This is a genomic window from Cytobacillus oceanisediminis 2691, assembly GCF_000294775.2.
Lineage (GTDB): Bacteria > Bacillota > Bacilli > Bacillales > Cytobacillaceae > Cytobacillus > Cytobacillus pseudoceanisediminis.
In genome coordinates this window covers 2,911,282-2,930,957 of the sequence record NZ_CP015506.1, presented here as the reverse complement: position 1 = coordinate 2,930,957, position 19,676 = coordinate 2,911,282, and the positions used below count along the sequence as shown (strand labels likewise).

The window sequence follows — 19,676 nt, the reverse complement described above, 5'->3', positions numbered from 1 at the left end:
ATTCTACCTGTGCTGGTCGAAAAGAATAGCGTTGCCATCCGGATCTTCGAGTGTGAAACTTGCAGGGCCGGCGCCTGACTCATCTGCTTCGTTAATAATTTGAATCCCTTGTTCCTTCAGCTGCTTTTGTAGCTCCCGAATGTCAGTGAATCCCTCTAAATTTTCTGCGTTTTGGTTCCAGCAAGGGTTAAATGTAAGGATGTTTTTTTCGAACATGCCTTGGAATAGACCTATCACACAGTTTTCATTCTTTAAGATCAGCCAATTTTGCGCAATATCCCCGCCTAATGCCTCAAAACCAAGTTTTTCGTAAAATTCTTTTGACTTATTAATGTCTTTAACAGTTAAACTTACTGAAAATGCTCCTAGTTTCATAGTTCCTCCATGGTTTTAGTTTTTATATAATTCAGATAACACAACTTGAGTTTAATCGAAGCCATTTTATAAAGCAATAAAGTGGCCATTAAAAAAGCGGCTAACGCCGCTTTTTAATAAAGTCTTCTTCTCCGAAACCGGCTGCAGGTAAAATCGGTTTGGATTTTCATATAAATATAAATGATCGTTGCAATTGTTCCTTCTTCGCCGGGCCAGTTTGTCTTTGGCTTAAGGCACTTAAGGAATTCCTGGTCACAGCAGCATTTAGATCTCCCGCTTGCCCAGCATTTATCATGGAGCCTGCAGCAGGCATCCACGCCATTAATAGGGCCGTCTGGTCCGCTGCAGCCGGGACCGCACCATCTGTAGCCGGGAAATAGACAAGGAATTTGTTTTCTTCTAGTCAATAGTATCCCTCTTTTTATATCAATTTAATTATTGATATGGCAGATCATTCATAGAGGTGTGGTTACTTAACTACTAAATGAAGATTGTTTACGCATTAAGGGCAGGGGCCCATACCCCATAGGCATCTGACGCATATCCTTTACTGTAGACAAATACAGAGGAGGAGTTCTGTTTGGATTATCAATATCAGCACATGCCTGCGACACAGGAGTATGTTCCGCAAAATAGCATGTATTTCCCTGAATACCGTATTCGGCCGGGTTTTGGATTCGGGAGACCAGGCTTTGGGTTTGGCCGGCCTGGATTCGGCTTTGGAGGACCAGGATTTGGACTGGGGCTTGGATTTTTAGGGGGGCTGGCGACAGGAGCATTGCTGGCACCTGGACCAGGATTTGGATATCCTTACTATCCATACCCGCCATACCCGTATCCGCCATATCCTTACTATTACTAAAGGAGGAGAGCTTTGTCCTGGGGCAGAGCTCTTTTTTTAATTGATTTAATTTTCAGAATTGTATAATATGAAATAACGATAGGAGGATGAGAACATGATTAAACAAGTCGGACAAATAATGCTATACGTAAACAATCAGGATGATGCAGTGAATTTTTGGACTGAAAAAGCCGGGTTTCAGGTAATAGCCGAAGAAGATAATGGCCAGGGAATGAGATGGATTGAAGTGGCGCCATCAAAGGAGGCGGAAACGAGCATCATTCTCCACAATAAGGAGTGGGTAGAGAAGATGTCTCCGGGATTAAACCTGGGCACCCCTTCACTGATGTTCTTCACGGAAAATATTGAACAACTGTATAGTGACTTTTCAAACAAGAATATTACCGTTGGAGAAATGGTAGACATGCCTGCCGGCCGGGTTTTTAACTTTGCGGATGGAGAAGAAAATTACTTTGCTGTGATGGAGAAAAAGTGATAAAGGGGTTGAAAGCGCTGATAAATTAAGAGGTGTAGAAAGATGAAACAAATTATTGCTCTCGGAGGCGGAGGGTTTTCTATGGAGCCCGACAATCCATTATTAGATGCGTATATACTTAAACAATCTGGCAAACCAGTTCCCAGTATCTGTTTTGTCCCTACTGCAAGCGGTGATTCCGACCAATATACAAACAGATTCTATCATTTTTTTGAAAAAATGCCCTGTCAGCCATCCCATTTATCTTTATTTAAACCGCCAGCCAGAGATATAGAAGGATTTATAATGGAAAAAGATATTATTTATGTTGGCGGAGGCTGCACGAAAAATCTCGTTGCTTTGTGGAAGGAATGGGGATTAGATGCTTTGCTTAAAAAAGCATGGAATCAAGGGATTATTCTGGCTGGCATAAGCGCCGGCTCTTTATGCTGGTTTGAAGAAGGCGTTACAGATTCCTTTGGCGATGAAAAGCTGGATCCCTTAAAATGTTTAGGATTTTAAAAGGCAGCAATTGTCCTCATTATGATGGTGAATTAAATAGAAGGCCTTCCTATCATCGATTAATGTCTGAAAACAAAATCAAAGCTGGTATCGCAGCAGATGATGGAGCCGCCATTCACTAAATAGACCAGGATATTCTGAGGATTGTCAGTTCAAGACCTGATGCAAGGGCGTATAGAGTATATTTTGATGGAGAGGTAAAAGAAGAAGTGCTTGAAGCTGAATTTTTAGGATAACAACTTACGGGAACAGCGTACAAAAAATCGTCAGGACCACTAATCTGAACAGTTTCTCAAGCATTCCGCCAGCTCCTTTCGATTGGTAAGCATAGTTTTATTCTACGTGTCCTTTATTAATAGAATATAATTGGCCTGTAAAGTTTTTGTTAAGTGTATTTAGGGGTTCGCCGGCATCCCTTTTCCCATGTCTGAAACAGCTCTATTTCCTCTATTTTATGATTTTGATATTCTTAAGGAAAGGGGGAGAGGGAATGAACAAAGTCTATCTCGATTACAATGCAAGCACACCTTTGGCACCGGAGGTTTTAGATGTTATGAATCCGCTTCTGACGGGCTATTACGGGAATCCTTCCGCCCATCATTGGGCTGGGCATCCGGTAAAAGAGAAGCTGGTGATTGCCAGGAAACAGGTAGCTGGCTTGTTGTCATGTTTGCCGGAAGAGGTTATTTTTACAAGCGGCGGAAGTGAAGCGAATAATTTGGCATTAAAGGGTTATTATTTCAAGCATCAATATAAAGGCAAACACATCATTACGTCAAAAATCGAGCATCCTGCCATTGTAGAGCCCCTGAAATTTCTGGAGCGCCTGGGTGCTGAAATCACCATGGTGGATGTAGATGCATATGGGATGGTTTCTCCTGAGGCAATTGAAGATGCCATTCGGGAAGATACAATCCTGATCACCGTCATGCATTCAAACAATGAAGTGGGGACCCTTCAGCCGATCGATGAAATAGGGGAAATTGCCAGAAGACACAAGATCGCTTTTCATACCGATGCATCTCAATCCGCAGGCAAGGTACCTATTGATGTCAATCACCTGAATGTGGATATGCTCACTATAGCGGGCCATAAATTGTATGCCCCTAAAGGAATTGGCGCCTTATATATCAGAAAAGGCTTAGAGCTTGAGCCGCTGATTCATGGAGCCGGACACGAGTTTGGATTGCGAGCAGGAACAGAGAACACGATGCTTGCAGCCGGGCTCGGAAAAGCCTGTGAGTTGGCTCAGGAGCAGGCCTGGGACCGGAAGCTCGCTGACTTAACGAATTATTTTTGGGTTCAATTGCAGGAGGCATTTGGTGATGAGGTTGTCCTTAACGGCCACGAAGAAAAACGGCTGCCGAATACCCTGAATGTAAGTTTTGTCAATCGGGTTGGACAGGACATTTTATCCGCCATTCCACAGCTTGCTGCCTCTACAGGGTCAGCCTGCCATTCAGGCATAGTGGAATTGTCCCCTGTTTTGAGGGAAATGAAGGTTCCTGAATATGTTGGAATGGGTGCTGTCAGATTCAGCCTTGGAAGATATACGGCAAAGGAGGAACTTGATCAGGTGATTTCCTGGCTGAAAGAAACATTCTAAATTATTCCACTGAAAAGACATCGGCAATCTGCAGAAGATCATCCGAAAAAATGCAATACATATCCGCATCACCGGCTTCAATGGCCATTTTTGGTACGGCAATTCCATCGTAGCCTTGCTTCGCAAGACTTTTGCGAAATTCTGAATTGGCTTCATCTTTATTCAGTAAGATCGCCTTATCTTTCCAGGTAAGGTGTCTTTTTTTTGCGCTTGCATAGTCACAAAAGGGGTCCCGTTCATCCATAAAATGTTCAAAGGAATCGAAGTCCTTTAATATTGGTTCATCTATATACACTTTATAAACAAATCCCAGCACCTGTTTGTCATATTCAATCACTTTCGGCAAACCATCTTCCCAGAACTCAGTGTCCGATTTTTCGATAACCGTTTCTGTTCCAATGGCAAAGGACTTCGCAGATTCAAAGTCTGATGAAAGCCATATGCCAAGCGTATCGATCTCTTTCATTGCTTTTTGCATAGTCTGCTCTTTATGAAAGTGGTCAAATTTCCTTATGGAACCGTGATAAACGATCAAAAGATACACCTCCCATTCATAGGATGCCCCATCATTTGGTCCGTTATGAATGATGAAAAGATCCAGCATGATGATCCCTATTTTATAAAAAATTCATTTTTATTTCAGCACTTTGGAAATAATAAAATAAAAAAGAGGGACGTGCAGCCAATGAGTGATAAACAAAACACGGAATTAACTGCAGCTGAAATAGCGCAATTATGGTCGGCTTATTTGAACAGCAGCATGTGTAATTGTATTTTCACATACTTTTTAAATGCGATTGAAGATCAGGAACTACAGTCCATGCTTCAGGATAGTATTCAATTGACTGAAACACATTTACAGAAACTGACCGGTTTTTTTGAAAACGAAGGGTTATCCGTGCCACATGGATTTAAAGCTGAAGAGGATGTAAGAGAAGATGCTCCACAGCTGTTTTCGGAAAATTTTTCCCTGCATTTCTTCTACAATATTGCCATGTTTGCTGTTAATTTTTATGCGCTGTCCAAAACACTATCCGTCCGGTCTGATATTCAGGAATACTTTAACAATTGTTTGATGGAAATTAATGAATATGAAACAAAGCTAAAAAAAATGCTGCTGAACAGAGGCTTGTATATGAGATCCCCTCTTGTCATTCCAGTGAAAGAAACCAGCTTTGTTGAAAGCAAAAAATTCATGGGTGGTATGTTTGGAGATAAAAGGCCGCCGAACGTTATTGAAATTACAAATATCTATATGAATTTGAAAAGGAATGCCATGGGAAAAACGATTATGGTGGGATTTAGCCAGGTCGCCCAATCGAAGGAAGTTGGCCAATTCATGGTAAGGGGCAGGGACATAGCTGCCAAACATACAAAAGTATTTGCCGGGATGCTCGAAGAAAGTTATTTGCCTGTTAGTATGTCTTGGGATATGGAAGTAACGGATTCCACTGTCCCGCCCTTTTCAGATAAGCTAATGATGTTTATGACGACATCCCTCATTGCTCTTAGTGCAGGGATTTATGCCACAAGTGCAGCTGCAAGTGCACGAAAAGATATTTCGATTAATTACATTCGCTTGTCTGGTGAAATCGCTAATTTTGCTGAAGATGGTGCAAACATCCTGATAAAAAACGGCTGGTTCGAGGAGCCGCCGCATCCGGCAGACCATGATGAACTGGCAAATAGATAATCGCTGAAGGCTGGGGGAGGAGCGTATTCTTTTCCAGCCTTTTTTGATTTATTGTATTCCACTTGCATGAAGAATTAGAAAAGGGTGGAGAACAGCGAGAACTAGCAATTTGAATGTTTTTTCGATGGAGACAAAAACAATTACGCTGGCAGAACTAGTTGCGCTTATGGTGATGAACGCAAAGGTATTGAGAACCTAAACTGACCCGAAGAGACATACGGAATTAATGAAGAAATTCTACGCAGACGTACGGATCATCCAAAATGAGAAATCGCTGCTGATTACGCCTGGGGATGGGCTGGCGATCTCATGAGTGGAAGGTGAATAACGACGAAAAGGGCAGTGCTCCAAAAGAAATGGTAGTTAATCGTAATGAATAACGACGAAAAAGGCTGTGCCCCATAAGGGATGGTAGTTAATCGTAATGAATAACGACGAAAAGGGCAGTGCTCCAAAAGAAATGGTAGTTAATCGTAATGAATAACGACGAAAAAGGCTATGCCCCATAAGGAACGGTAGTAAATCGTAATGAACAACGACGAAAAAGGCTGTGCCCCATAAGGAATGGTAGTTAATCGTAATGAATAACGACGAAAAGAGTTGAACGCCGTAAGAAATGGTAGTTAATCGTAATGAACAACGACGAAAAGAGTTGAGCGCCGTAAGAAATGGTAGTTAATCGTAATGAACAACGACGAAAAGGGCAGTGCTCCAAAAGAAATGGTAGTTAATCGTATGAATAACGACGAAAAAGGCTGTGCTCCATAAGGAATGGTAGTTAATCGTAATGAATAACGACGAAAAGAGTTGAGCGCCGTAAGAAATGGTAGTTAATCGTAATGAACAACGACGAAAAAGGCTGTGCCCCATAAGGAATGGTAGTTAATCGTAATAAATAACGACGAAAAGAGTTGAGCGCCGTAAGAAATGGTAGTTAATCGTAATGAACAACGACGAAAAGGGCAGTGCTCCAAAAGAAATGGTAGTTAATCGTATGAATAACGACGAAAAAGGCTGTGCTCCATAAGGAATGGTAGTTAATCGTAATGAATAACGACGAAAAAAGCTGTGCTCCAAAAGAAATGGTATTTAATCGTAATGAATAACGACGAAAAGGGCGTTCTGGAAGTTATTCAGAATCAATAACGGGCAAAATGACAATGTACAACTTAATACCGGTGTCAATCCCAAATCGTCCCCTTAAGCTTTTTCCGTGTAAAATAAAATGGCACCTACTATACTAAAGAGGAATATACAGTATTGGAGGAATACAATATGCATATTGAAATGTGGACTGACTTCGCTTGACCGTTTTGCTATATTGGCAAAAGGCATCTGGAGGATGCCATTAAACAGATTAATCATCCAATTGAAGTGACTTATCGCTGCTTTGAACTGGACCCGACTGCTGAACGGGATATAAAGGATAATATGTACGAAAAGTTATCCAAGAAATATGGGATGACGATTGAACAGGCGAAAGCCAACACGCAAAACATGGTGCAGATGGCGAGAAATGCCGGGCTTGAATTCAACATTGATACCGTCGTTCTCACTAACACGTTTGATGCTCACCGTCTGACGATGTTTGCGAAAGCGAAAGGACTAATGAAAGAAATGACTGACAGGCTGCTCCGGGCTTATTTTACAGATTCCATTCATATAGGGGATCATGCTGCTTTAGCAGAATTAGCCGAAGAAGTTGGCCTGAACCGAGAGGAAGCTGAAAAAATGCTTGCTGGCAATGAGTTTGCAAAAGAAGTCCGTGCAGATGAGCAGCTGGCACAGCAATACCGCATCACCGGGGTTCCATTCTTCCTTATTAATAAAAAGTATGCACTTAACGGAGCACAGCCAACTGAGATGTTTGTTCAGGCTCTGCAGAAGATTATTGCAGAGGATGAGATTACTGTTTTAAATGATCATGACGGTATGATCTGTGATGATGACGGTTGTGAAATTCCTAAAAAACAATAAAATCAAAAAGAACCAGTCTCTCCTTATATGAACTATACCCTAGATAGTGGACACTGATAAAAAAGTGCCCCTTTCTGGGGTTTTTTGTGTTTCAATAGTTTTAATGAATAAGGCGGAGGATTTTTTATGAGTAAGAATATCTATAATGAATTCCAAATGAAAGAGCTTGAAAAGAATCCTAATGTTTTGAGGGCTTCTGAGAGGTCAATCTCCTATAGTTCTGAATTTAAGATAAAAGCAGTGGCGGAGTACAAAAGTGGGAAAACACCATCGCAAATCTTTATTGAACAAGGCTTTGATCTCGAGATGATTGGCAAGGAACAGCCAAAACGTTGTCTTAAGCGTTGGAGAGAAACATTCGAAAGGTTCGGGGAGGAAGGTTTCCTTACGGAACGTCGAGGTAAAGGGAGCACTGGACGTCCTTCTTCTAAACAACTTTCCATTGAGGAGAAACTAAGGAAGGCTGAGGCAAGGATTAAATTCCTTGAGGCAGAGAATGACTTCTTAAAAAAGCTGGAAGAACTAGAAAGGCAGGCGTTGATGAAGAAACGATTCTAACGGCAGCTGAGAAGTTTTCTTTAATTGAGAAAACCATCAGAACATATCAGTTGAAAAAATCTGTTTCCTACCTGTGTGAACTGGCAGGCGTAAGTCGAAGTGGCTACTATGATTGGCTGAAGGCAGCACAATTACGGGCACAACGTGACGAGAAGGATCAATTGGATATAGAGTTAATTCGAGAAATATTCATAAGTAAAAAAGAAAAAGTAGGTGTCCTCCAGATCAAAATGATTATGGAGAATGATTATTCATCGGTAATGAACCACAAAAAGATTAGGCGTCTGATGGCAAAATATAATCTTGTAACAAAAGTAAGGAAAGCCAATCCTTATCGTAAAATGGCTAAGGCAACCCATGAGCATCGATCTTGTCCCAACCTCCTTAACCGAGAATTTAATCAAGAAGAACCAGGAAAAGTCCTGCTTACTGACATTACTTATCTCTATTTCGGAAAGGGACAAAAAGCATACTTATCCTGCGTAAAAGATGGAGCTACCAAAGAAATTGTCGCTTATCATCTATCCACTTCGTTAGAAATGGATATTGTATATAAGACGCTTAAAAAGTTAAAACAAGCTGTTGGCGATCATTTTCATCCAGAAGCCATACTGCACTCTGACCAAGGTTTCCACTATACCCATCCCCAATTCCAAAGCAAAGTAAAAGAACTTGGCTTAATACAATCGATGTCCCGAAAGGGAAACTGTTGGGATAACGCACCAATGGAAAGTTTCTTTGGGCACTTTAAGGATTTAGCAGAGTATAAATCATTAGATAATTTAGGAGATGTTAGAATAGAAGTGGATCGAGTGATTGAGGAATATAACCAGCATCGTTATCAATGGGGCTTAAATAAAATGACCCCGGAGCAAAACCGGGGCCATTTACTAGCCGCATAGGCGCTTTTTAAACTGTCCGTAAATCGGGGCACAGTTCAATAAGGAAAAGGCTGGTTCTTTTTAATTAGCCGCCCAACTTGAAAAATCAACGTACCTTCTTTTTTTATGGGCATATGATGTGTTGATAAATCTGTGAAGGGAATGACATGTATTGTATCATCCTAATGCGTATTCCTATCCATATTACCCTTTAGTAAATGCACCTGTATTCCATACTGACAACATGTTAAGAAGCAATCAGGATCATTTTCAGCAGCTTTGTGAAACGGTCCTTGAAGGGGTCAAAAGGGAAGCTTCGGTACTTGAGCTATACACGCAGCTTGCAGAACAAGCCCCTAATGAAGAGCATAAACAAAATATTATTCAGGCTATTGAAGGAAAGAAAGTCCATTTAACCCATTTTTGCAATCTTTATTACAATTTAACAGGAACACAGCCGGAGTATCAAATTGGCGAAGTATCCATTGATCATTATCGGGATGGCCTGCAGAGGGCTTATCAATTGGAAATGGAGGGCTTCCAGGAGAATCAGCGCGGTTCCGCACTTTCTCAGCTTCCTCAGGTTCAAAATGTGTTCATTTGGGCTATGACAGGGGAACAGGAAAATGCAGCACGCCTTGTTACACTAAATGACCGGATTACCGATTATGGCCCTCAGCCATTTGTCGTTGATATTGAAGAAGCGACAAAACAAAATAACACTTTCCGGACGGCGATTTGGACAGGAGAGCATTTGCAGCTGACATTGATGAGCATAAATGCAGGAGAGGATATCGGACTGGAAATTCATCCTGAACTTGATCAATTCTTAAGAATTGAAGAGGGGGAGGGAATCGTCCAGATGGGAGATAGCAAGGATCAATTAGATTTCCAGCGTAAAGTAGCAGACGATTTTGCCATCATCATCCCTGCAGGAAAATACCATAACGTCATCAATACAGGCAGCAAACCTCTTAAGCTATACTCTATCTATTCCCCGCCGCAGCATCCGTTTGGGACGGTGCATCAGACGAAAGCAGATGCCATGGCTGCTGAGGAAGAGCATCAGCAAGGAAATTAAAAGAAAAGGGATAAAACAAAAGCGGTCAGGGCACATTCGCTTTCGTTTCATCCCTCTTTAATTTGGATTAGAATCTCATTACATAAATTACTCTTGTCTGGTAAGTATATTTAATAAATCTAAAGCTGGAGAATTTTATGAAGAATTTAGTAAAGGTTCTAATACCCAAACAACTATATTTATTAATCATCCTGTCAACAGGCTTGCTAAACCATGTAATATTGATTCCTAATTTATTGACAGCTGCCGGAAGAGATAGCTGGCTGAGTGTTATTGCAGCCTATCCGATTTCACTGTTTTTCATATGGCTTATTTACTACATACTAAAAAACTCATCTGATGAAGGTTTCTTTTTCATGGTGAGAAAGCGTCTCGGACGGACATTTTCCGTGCTCTTATCGGTTCCTGTGATTCTTTTTTTAATTACGGGCTCCTATATAACATTCAGGGATTTAATGATTTGGCTGAATGCGTATTTTCTGGCAGATGCTTCTGTCCTTATGATTAATATAATTTTAATACTGGTATGCATGATTATGACACTTTCCGGTGTGAAATATATGGCTATATCAAGCGGCATACTGCTTCCGCTTGTTATGCTTTACGGCGTATTCATTTCCGTTACAAATACTAGATTGAAGGACCCCGGCCTATTGTTCCCGCTGCTTGCAGACGGAGCAGAGCCGCTCATGTATGGTATTCTCTATACTCTTTCGGGATTGTTTGAGGTTTATATCATCATATTACTGCAGCCGTATTCACAACAAGCCTTTAAGTTTAAGCATCTTGTTATTCTTTTGACGCTTCTGGCAGGATTAATTTTAGGGCCGCTCACAGCCTCGATCATGGAATTTGGACCTGAAGAAGCGACTAAATTTCTTTACCCTGCCCATGAACAATGGAGGGTATTAAGCATTGGAGAGTATATCTCTCATCTGGACTTTCTCGCTTTATATCAGTGGCTAAGCGGGGCATTGATCAGAATCGGATTATTTATGTATTTAGCAGGCGCATTTTTTCCAGCTAAAAAGAAACATTATCGATTAAATCCGAAGTTGGTCTTTTCTTTATACCTCATCTTGTTTGGGCTAATGAGTATAAAGATTGAAACTTATACCTTTTATCAGGTTATCTATAAGTATTATCTGCCGGTCAGCATGGTGTTTTTTCTGTTGTATATCCTTTTGTCAGCTTTGATTATATTAGTTTTGAAGAAAAGGGATGAAAACCATGGCAAGAACAAGAATTCCAAAGTCCAATCCTCAACATAAAGAGAATGGCTGCATAAAAGCAGAGAAGTTAAAACAGCAGTTTTCCAAAAGCGGGGATTTTGTAAGCAATGTCCATGCTGCTGAAAAAGATGAGTTGGAAATTTTCTATTTCGATACTTTGGCCGATACCAAATATTTGGATCAATATATCTTGCCAAAGCTTGCTGCTGAAAAGGACGGAACTGCAAAAGATAAGCTCAGGACTTTATTCCAAGCTGACCTGGTAACGGAAAAATCAATTGATGACTTGTCTTTATTGCTTTTTGAGGGGAATTTCCTGTTCCTGGCTGATCAGCACTTGTTGAGTATAAAAGCAGCAAACCTTCCAAAACGGCAGCCTGAAGAGTCTGCACTTGAGACTTCCATTAGAGGCCCAAAGGATGGGTTTGTTGAAGATCTGCAAACAAACATATCTTTAATACGCAGAAGGCTCAATACCAGCACTTTATGTGTTGAAAAATATACCATTGGAAAACGGAGCAAAACGAAAGTGGCACTCATGTATATAGAAGATATTATTGATCAGCGTGTTCTGCAGGAAATCCACAAACGAATGGGGAAGGTTGAGCTCGATATCTTGACCAGTATCCATGAACTCGACTCCTTAATAAGGGACCGCCCTTTTTCGATATTCCCCAGTCTTGATTATACAGGCCGTCCGGATTTTATCGTTCAGGCACTGAATCAGGGCCGGTTTGCCATTCTGGTGGAAGGAAACCCCACCGTTACCTTTGCCCCGGTCAGTTTATTGCTGCAGACTAAATCACCTGAAGACCATTACATCAATTATGCGTTTGTAAGTCTGGAAAGAATCATCAGGATGATTGGGATAACGGTATCCGGTTTCCTTCCAGGGGTATGGATTGCATTTTCCGCCTTTAATATTGAACAGATTCCTTACCTGATGGTTGCCACTATCTCCGTGTCCCGATTTGGCCTGCCTTTGAGTGCGCCGATTGAAATGTTTATCATACTTCTTTTGTTTGAGCTTTTTAATGAAGCTGGAATCAGGCTGCCTAGAGCCATTGGACAGACAGTGGCAGTATTGGGCGGTTTAATTGTCGGTGATGCCGCCATAAGGGCCGGATTAACCTCTCCAACCATGCTCGTTGTTTCGGCCATTACGTATATTTCGTCTTTTACCCTAGTGAATCAGTCCCTTAGTTCCGCCATTACCATTGTTAGATTTATCGTTATCATCGTGAGTACTTTTTTAGGCTTGTTCGGTGTTATCGTATGCTATATTCTCACTGTTTTATATTTATCGACACTATCTTCGTTTGGCGTTCCTTATCTTTCATCCATAGCCCCAATAAGCTGGAGGGAAAGTGTAAAGGCATTTCTGATGCTGCCTGTGCAATTTTATAAATCCCGTGCCTCGGCAACTAGCCCTGAAGATCCAACGAGGGGGGATAAATAATGGCAAGGAACGTAATACTGATGATTGCCGCATCCTGTATTTTGCTTTCAGGTTGTGCCGGCATCAAAAATATACAGGATTTAACCTATATTGTATCAATCGGGATGGATTATGATGAAGAAAAAGATGAATATACAGTCTATCTCCAAGGGCTGAATTTTTTAAATGTCGCTAAGCAGGAAGGCGGAAAGACAGCTGAGCCAGTCCCTATATTTGTGGCTTCAGCGAAAGGGGAAACGTTAAATTTAGCTGTAAGGAAGCTGTACAAATTATCCGAACCTCCCTTATTCTTTGGCCATGTAAAGACTCTAGTCATCTCCAAACGGATCGTTCAGCACAAATTTAAGGAGGTGGTGGAGGAGGTTGGGAGGAATCGTTCTATTCGTCCTACACTTCATATCGTGACAACAGACGAATCCATTGAAGAGGTTTTTAATATTAATGCTCTGTTTAATTATCCAGCTATATATACTGTTTTATTTAAAAAGGATTTTTACGAGGTTGCACAAAATGAAATTCGGCCCGTACCTTTAATGAAGTTTCTGCGGGAATATTATGAACCGATGAATGCAGCGAAACTGCCCTCCGTTAAAATTAATAAATCAGGCTGGAAAGCAGAAAAGGATTACCCGGTATTATATTTTGATGGTTATACCGTTTTTCAAAACAAGAAATATATAAAGGAACTTGCATTTGAGGATTCTTTATTTCTTAACTGGATAATGGAAAATTATATAGCTTTAGATGAAAGAGTCGAAGAAGATGGTAAATTGGCTGCAGCCGTAAAGCTGGAAAGTCCGGAGCTGAAATTTAAGTATGAGGAAAATGCCCCTTCCCCGAAATTCTCCATTGTTTTATCCATACGTGCTGATTTACTGGAAAGAGTAGAGGACATTTCTCCTGATCGATTGAGAAGCTTGGTGGAAGAGAAAATAAAAACAAAACTGCGATCCCTTTATTTGGATGGGGTAGAAAGAAAAATTGACTATCTTAATGCCGGTGAGAAATGGTTTCGTATGCGTCCAGAGAAATTTGCGGAATTAAAAAAACATGGTAATTTTTATTTGGATGAAAACTCTCTTACTGACATTCAGGTGAATGTTCAGATTTTAAATTTCAACAGCTATAAGTTTAATGAATGAAAAATTTCTTCTGGGAAGACGCTGAATACCTCTTCTTTTTTAGCAAATTTTACTCTAAAAAAAGATAAATAATCCTGGACTTTTATGGCACTAGTCGAAGTATCAGCGGCAAACCCGTTATGGCCAGCACGACTATAGATGTGGACCAGTAAGCGAAGGGGCTGGAATCAGGAACAGTCAGCTGCTAAATGAGAAACCGCAGTTTTGTCACCCATGGCGCGACAAAGTTAGGTTTCTCCTTTGTTGAGTATAGCCCATTTGTACTTTACCATTAATAATAAAGTACTATATTGTGAAAGGATGAGTGTACATGGCTCAATCTAATCTAAAAGTAGCTGTACAGAAGTTCGGTAATTTTCTGAGCTCTATGGTTATGCCGAATATCTCTGCTTTTATAGCATGGGGTCTTATTACAGCTTTATTTATACCTACTGGGTTCTTCCCAAATGAAAGCCTTGCCAAAATGGTCGATCCAATGGTTAAGTACTTGCTTCCGCTTCTAATTGGTTATACCGGAGGGAAGCTTGTACATGATCAGCGCGGTGCCGTTGTTGGTGCCATCGCGACTATGGGGGTCATCGCAGGCGCGGAAATTCCTATGTTCCTAGGCGCCATGGTTATTGGTCCTCTTGGCGGCTATGTGATTAAGAAGTTCGACCAGATGATCGAAGGCAGGGTGCGTGCAGGCTTCGAAATGCTCGTGAACAACTTCTCTGCAGGAATTCTTGGTGCAATTGTTGCCATCCTTGCATTCCTGGGAGTGGGTCCTGCTGTTGATGTATTTACCGGCTGGCTTGTAGCTGGAGTTGACTGGCTGATTGGCACAGGACTTCTGCCGCTGACAAGCATCTTAATTGAACCGGCAAAAGTATTATTCTTGAACAATGCCATCAACCATGGTGTTCTTTCGCCAATCGGCGTTGAACAGGTAAAAGAAACAGGACAATCCATCCTGTTCCTGCTTGAAGCAAACCCTGGACCTGGTATTGGTGTCCTGCTTGCTTATATGTTCTTTGGAAAAGGCAATGCAAAGAAATCTGCTCCTGGTGCCGGAATCATTCACTTCTTCGGCGGGATTCATGAAATTTATTTCCCGTACATCTTAATGCGTCCTATGCTCATTATTGCTGTCATCCTGGGCGGAATGAGCGGTGTGTTCACACTGGTTCTTTTAGGCGGCGGATTATTCGCTCCTTCTTCACCGGGCAGCATTATCGCCATCACGGCTGTGACGCCTCATCATGCAAGTGCGTATATTGCAAACTTCGCAGGTGTTCTTGTGGCTGCTGCTGTTTCATTCATCGTGTCTGCATTTATTATGAAAACAGGCAAGCAGGGTGAAGAAGATATTGAAGAAGCTGCGAAAAAGATGCAGGAAATGAAAGGCAAGAAAAGCTCTGTATCCAACGTGTTTGAAGGCGGTCAGGCTGCAATGCCCGATAATGTATCCAAAATCTATTTTGCCTGTGATGCAGGAATGGGCTCAAGTGCCATGGGTGCATCACTTCTCCGCAAAAAGGTGAAGGAGGCGGGCATGGACATTGCTGTTACGAATACAGCGATTTCCAATCTCCCATCAGATGCTGAAATCGTCATTACACAGGAAGAACTGACACCAAGGGCACGCCAGAAAGTGCCGAATGCATTTCATGTATCGGTTGATAACTTCCTGTCAAGTCCGGAGTATGATAAGCTGATCAGCGCACTTCAGTTCCCGGCTAACTCGGAACTGCACGAAATCGTTGAAGATGCTGAAGAAAATGTTCCTGACATCGTGGATGAAGAAATGGCTCATGATGACGATTTATTGCGTCCGGAAAATATTTTCCTGAACAAGGAGTTTGCTGATAAGGAAGAAGCGATCCGCTTTGCAGGAAGAGTGCTTGTCGATGCAGGCTATGTGGAAGAAAGCTATATTGAAGCCATGATTGAACGTGATAATATCACTTCCACATACATGGGAAATGATGTAGCGATCCCGCATGGAACCGAAGAAGCCAAAAAAGCTGTGATCAAATCCGGCTTTACAGTTATCCAGGTGCCAAATGGTGTTGATTTCGATGGCCAAAAGGTCCGTCTGATCTTCGGAATTGCAGGCAAAGACGGCACACATCTTGAAATCCTGTCAGGAATCGCGGTAACATGTTCTGACATGGATAATATCGAAAAATTGGCTGCGGCTGAATCTGTCCAGACCATTATGGATATTATCGGCAAAAAATAAAACTAAAGCTATATCCGAATAGAAAAGCGTCATTCTGCGCTTTTCTATTCAGTGTTTTTGTCACTAATTTTAGAAATGAGCTGATCTCATGTATATTACATCGAGGGAAAAAGCCATTATTGAATTGATTATAAAAACATCGGGTAAACACACGGCATTGTCGATTGCCTCTTCGTTAAATGTCAGTGCGAGGACGATTCAGAGGGATTTAAAGGCAGTTGAGAAAATCGTCAGTGAGTTCGAATTAAAGTTAACCCGCAATATAAACCAGGGCCTTGCGATTGAAGGGAAAAATGAGCAGATTTTCCGGCTGATCCAGCATTTGACCAGCAGTGAACCGATCGACCAGCCTCCTCAGGAAAAGAAGCTGCGCCTTCTTATAGCCATTCTTGAAGAAGACTTATACAAGACTCAGGTTCTGGCAAGCTACCTCGGCATCAGCACGGCAACCCTATCAGCCTATCTGGATGAACTTGCTGAATGGCTATCTGTATTCCAGGTGCAGCTGACGAGAAAACGGGGAGTCGGTGTAGAGCTTCACGGATCAGAAGCCAACAAACGAAGAGCGCTTGCGCATTTTTTCCTTCAATATTTTCATGAAGAATTAATTGAGAAACTATTTTTGCTGGAAAAAGGAAAGCTTGGTGAAGAAAGGTTTCTTCATTACTTTGAACCGGATAATTTTTTCCAAGTGAACAGCATTGTTCAGACTGTTTTTTCTGGTGCACCTGCCCGGTTTGCTGATAGCGGATACCTGGAGGTTGTGCTGCATGTAAGCATTTCTCTGCAGAGGACCCTAAAACAGCTTTTTGTGGATCAGAATGATACCCTTCCTGAAAAGGAAGTTATTGTTGAATACGGTTTGATGCAGCAGATAACAAGCAAGCTGGAACAAAAATTTGACTGCAGTTTTTCAGAAGGGGATATCCTATACCTCGCACGAATACTTAAAGGGACCAAATTAAGCGGAGCCGAGGCTTTTCCATATGACAGCATTCTGCTCGCCCAAATGATCAAGAACGTGATTAAATCTGTTTCGGAACAGCTGCATGTGGATTTGACCAGGGATTTTTCCTTATTTCAGGGACTGCTGGCCCACATGGAGCCATCCATATTCCGCATGAAACAGAATATGGAATCCTATAACCCGCTTAAAGAAGAAATTATGCGTAAATATCCGGTTCTGTTCATGGCTGTTAAAAAAAGTCTTGAAGAGGAATTTACTGATATTGATCAATTTTCCGATGACGAGATCGCGTTCATCGTCCTTCATTTTGGCTCAGCCCTGGTCATGCAGGAAGAGAATCTTTCCATTAAGGCGCTTGTCATTTGTCCGACAGGCATCGGAACATCCAAGATGCTAAAGAGCAGGCTGAAAAAAGAAGCAGCTGAAATTGATGTGATCGAAATCAAGTCGATGAAAGAAATTTCAGAGGGTGCTGATCTGAAAGAATATGATTTAATCCTTTCTACAGTCAGACTTCCTTTTATAAATGCTGAGTACATATTGGTGAATCCGCTCTTAAGCGATGAAAATATTCTTACCTTAAAAAACTACTTGCAAAACAATATTGAAAGCCTGACAAAAGGAAAAGAATATCAGCCGGAGGAAGGGTTTAAACAGGCTGAACAGAGAAACCTTTCATTATCCGCAATGCTTGAGGAAGTAAGAGATATCCAGGAGAGCATCGAGTCTCTTGTTCATAACTTTCGTTTTTACCGGATGGATGGAGGAGAAAGCCAGGAGCAGATTCTTAAGAAAATGCTTGGGAATGCCGAAGGAGATAATTTGCTGACGAATGCTGAGGATGTCCTGCAATCATTAAGGGAGCGGGAACAAAAAGGCGGGCTTGGCATACCTGAAACCAATATGGCACTCTTTCATGCCCGCAGTAAAAATGTCCATAAACTTATTTTTCAGATTGCCCACCTCCCTGAGCCATGCATGGTAAAGGGGATGGACGGGAGAGATGTTATTCTAAAAAACCTTCTGCTCATGCTGGCACCGTTCGAGCTAAGCAGAAGAGAGCAGGAGATATTAAGCTTAATAAGCACAAATATCATTGAGACAGAGGAAGCGATTCTAATTTTTTCTTCAGCCAATGAAGACATGATTTACAAGAAGCTGGAATCGATTTTTACAGAATACCTGCAGTCCCATTTTAAAATAAATCAGTAAAGGAATGATTTGATGAAACAAGCAGTGCATTTTGGAGCAGGGAACATAGGAAGAGGTTTTATCGGAGCCCTATTTTCACAGTCAGGCTACCATGTAACTTTTGTTGATATTGCCGACGAAATCATTAATCAGCTGAACGAAGAAAAGCATTATCAAGTGCTGCTGGCTTCAGATGAACAGGAATCCATGACAATTGAAAATGTTTCAGGATTGAATAATCTGAAACAGGAGAAAGAAGTGATAGAGGCCATTAAGCAGGCTGACTTCTTAACAACAGCGATTGGCCCTAATATCCTTCCGCGGATTGCCCCATTAATTGCAAAAGGCCTGGCTGCAAGAGCAGCTGCAGGAATTAACGAAAAGCTTTATGTCATTGCATGTGAAAACCAGATCTCTGCGACTGACCTATTAAAAGGCTACATTATGGAGCATCTTGACAGAGATGTAAATCTGGCGGGTGTATCTTTCTTAAACTCCGCCGTAGACCGAATTGTCCCAATCCAGAACAATCAGGGATCACTGGATGTTCTTGTTGAACCGTACCATGAATGGGTGGTGGAGGTGACTGAAGATATTCCGCATATCGAAGGAATGAAAATTGTTCAGGAGCTTGCGCCATTTATCGAAAGAAAGCTGTTCACGGTTAACACAGGACATGCCGTTATTGCTTATTTCGGATACCTGGGCGGAAAAGAAACCATCGACCAGACACTTGCAGATGAAGAAATTTATAAGCAGGTTCAGGCAACACTCCGAGAAACAGGTGCCTATTTGATTAATCGATATAATCTGAATCCGGAGGACCATCAGAAGTATATTGATAAAATTATCGGCCGGTTCCAAAATGCCCACCTGAATGACGGTGTCACACGAGTAGGACGCTCGCCGATAAGGAAGCTTGGCCCTGAAGACAGACTGGTTCGTCCGGCCCTGCAGGCACAAAAAGCAGGCTTATCTTACACAAACCTGGCTAAAGCAATTGCTGCGGCACTAATGTTTGATAACAGGGAAGACGAGGAAGCAGTAAAGCTACAGGAGATGATTCAAGAAAACGGAGTGCCAAACGTGCTGAAAGAAGTATGCGGACTTGAAGAATCAAGCGAGCTTGCTATAGAAGTACTGAAACAGTATGAAGCATTGAAATAATAAATTGGATTAGAGGCTGCTGAAATGATTCGGCAGCCTTATTTTTTTGGAGTTCTTCGTTGGTCCGGTGGGGTGCGGCAATGAATTTTACTAAGATTTTACTGGGGTAAAGGTAGCCAGTTTTGGTTGTGCATGACGGGCAAAGTTGGTGGACAGTCAGGAAAATAGGTTTCATGGAGGGCTTATGAAGCCCAAGACGGATGAGGTGCCGAGGAAATGGTAGCCATGTAGTGCTCATGAAGCCCAAAATAGGTGGAGTGATAAGAAAATGGTCGTCATGTAGTG

Annotated in this window: 16 protein-coding genes and 1 pseudogene; 15 read left to right on the top strand and 2 right to left on the bottom strand. The window is 41.7% G+C overall.

All coding sequences use genetic code 11. From position 1 onward, the window contains the following. Nucleotides 1-3 precede the first annotated feature (3 nt). Nucleotides 4-375: a VOC family protein gene (locus A361_RS14825; RefSeq protein WP_019383426.1), complete on the bottom strand. Its 372-nt coding sequence runs from the start codon at nucleotides 373-375 to the stop codon at nucleotides 4-6. Nucleotides 376-555: 180 nt separating this feature from the next. Between A361_RS14825 and A361_RS31395 the strand changes: the two genes are divergently transcribed. The 5 genes and pseudogenes from A361_RS31395 (at nucleotide 556) to A361_RS14800 (ending at nucleotide 3,819) form a co-directional block, all read left to right on the top strand. Further along, complete coding sequence (locus A361_RS31395; protein ID WP_033196635.1) at nucleotides 556-744, top strand: hypothetical protein; 189 nt, start codon at nucleotides 556-558, stop codon at nucleotides 742-744. Between the two features lie 268 nt (nucleotides 745-1,012). Beyond that, nucleotides 1,013-1,237: a hypothetical protein gene (locus tag A361_RS14815; protein ID WP_175502200.1), complete on the top strand. Its 225-nt coding sequence runs from the start codon at nucleotides 1,013-1,015 to the stop codon at nucleotides 1,235-1,237. 94 nt (nucleotides 1,238-1,331) lie between these two features. Continuing rightward, complete coding sequence (locus tag A361_RS14810) at nucleotides 1,332-1,712, top strand: VOC family protein (protein WP_009334195.1); 381 nt, start codon at nucleotides 1,332-1,334, stop codon at nucleotides 1,710-1,712. Nucleotides 1,713-1,754: 42 nt separating this feature from the next. Then, nucleotides 1,755-2,449 (top strand): annotated as a pseudogene (locus A361_RS14805) (Type 1 glutamine amidotransferase-like domain-containing protein). A gap of 254 nt (nucleotides 2,450-2,703) precedes the next feature. After that, the gene (locus A361_RS14800; protein ID WP_019383429.1) at nucleotides 2,704-3,819 is read left to right on the top strand and encodes a cysteine desulfurase family protein; all 1,116 of its coding nucleotides are present in this window, start codon (nucleotides 2,704-2,706) and stop codon (nucleotides 3,817-3,819) included. 1 nt (nucleotide 3,820) lies between these two features. Here the strand turns inward: A361_RS14800 and A361_RS14795 are convergent, their stop codons facing one another. After that, nucleotides 3,821-4,423: a hypothetical protein gene (locus tag A361_RS14795; RefSeq protein WP_019383430.1), complete on the bottom strand. Its 603-nt coding sequence runs from the start codon at nucleotides 4,421-4,423 to the stop codon at nucleotides 3,821-3,823. 81 nt (nucleotides 4,424-4,504) lie between these two features. Here A361_RS14795 and A361_RS14790 point away from each other — a divergent pair, with 81 nt between their 5' ends. The 10 genes from A361_RS14790 (at nucleotide 4,505) to A361_RS14740 (ending at nucleotide 19,391) form a co-directional block, all read left to right on the top strand. Further along, nucleotides 4,505-5,512: a DUF3231 family protein gene (locus A361_RS14790; RefSeq protein WP_009334199.1), complete on the top strand. Its 1,008-nt coding sequence runs from the start codon at nucleotides 4,505-4,507 to the stop codon at nucleotides 5,510-5,512. 1,320 nt (nucleotides 5,513-6,832) lie between these two features. Next, the gene (locus A361_RS14785; protein WP_257781406.1) at nucleotides 6,833-7,489 is read left to right on the top strand and encodes a DsbA family oxidoreductase; all 657 of its coding nucleotides are present in this window, start codon (nucleotides 6,833-6,835) and stop codon (nucleotides 7,487-7,489) included. A 126-nt stretch (nucleotides 7,490-7,615) separates the two neighbouring features. Then, a protein-coding gene (locus A361_RS29420; RefSeq protein WP_099049174.1) for an IS3 family transposase occupies nucleotides 7,616-8,949 on the top strand; the annotation gives its coding sequence in 2 pieces (ribosomal slippage) (nucleotides 7,616-7,988 and nucleotides 7,988-8,949; 1,335 coding nt in all). Nucleotides 8,950-9,100: 151 nt separating this feature from the next. Then, nucleotides 9,101-10,009 carry a cupin domain-containing protein gene (locus A361_RS14770; protein ID WP_019383432.1) on the top strand — a complete coding sequence of 303 codons (909 nt, stop codon included), beginning with the start codon at nucleotides 9,101-9,103 and terminating at the stop codon, nucleotides 10,007-10,009. 137 nt (nucleotides 10,010-10,146) lie between these two features. After that, nucleotides 10,147-11,280: an endospore germination permease gene (locus A361_RS14765; RefSeq protein WP_009334204.1), complete on the top strand. Its 1,134-nt coding sequence runs from the start codon at nucleotides 10,147-10,149 to the stop codon at nucleotides 11,278-11,280. After that, the gene (locus tag A361_RS14760; protein WP_019383433.1) at nucleotides 11,240-12,700 is read left to right on the top strand and encodes a spore germination protein; all 1,461 of its coding nucleotides are present in this window, start codon (nucleotides 11,240-11,242) and stop codon (nucleotides 12,698-12,700) included. Before A361_RS14765 ends, A361_RS14760 begins: the two co-directional genes overlap by 41 nt. Beyond that, the gene (locus A361_RS14755) at nucleotides 12,700-13,842 is read left to right on the top strand and encodes a Ger(x)C family spore germination protein (protein ID WP_019383434.1); all 1,143 of its coding nucleotides are present in this window, start codon (nucleotides 12,700-12,702) and stop codon (nucleotides 13,840-13,842) included. The genes A361_RS14760 and A361_RS14755 overlap by 1 nt, the downstream gene beginning before the upstream one ends. 310 nt (nucleotides 13,843-14,152) lie before the next feature. Then, the gene (locus tag A361_RS14750; protein WP_019383435.1) at nucleotides 14,153-16,066 is read left to right on the top strand and encodes a PTS mannitol transporter subunit IICBA; all 1,914 of its coding nucleotides are present in this window, start codon (nucleotides 14,153-14,155) and stop codon (nucleotides 16,064-16,066) included. 88 nt (nucleotides 16,067-16,154) lie between these two features. After that, nucleotides 16,155-18,245, top strand: a complete 2,091-nt coding sequence (locus A361_RS14745) for a BglG family transcription antiterminator (RefSeq protein WP_019383436.1) — start codon at nucleotides 16,155-16,157, stop codon at nucleotides 18,243-18,245. A gap of 12 nt (nucleotides 18,246-18,257) precedes the next feature. Next, nucleotides 18,258-19,391 (top strand): mannitol-1-phosphate 5-dehydrogenase, encoded by a 1,134-nt coding sequence (locus tag A361_RS14740; RefSeq protein ID WP_009334209.1) that lies wholly within the window; start codon nucleotides 18,258-18,260, stop codon nucleotides 19,389-19,391. The last annotated feature ends 285 nt before the right edge of the window (nucleotides 19,392-19,676 follow it).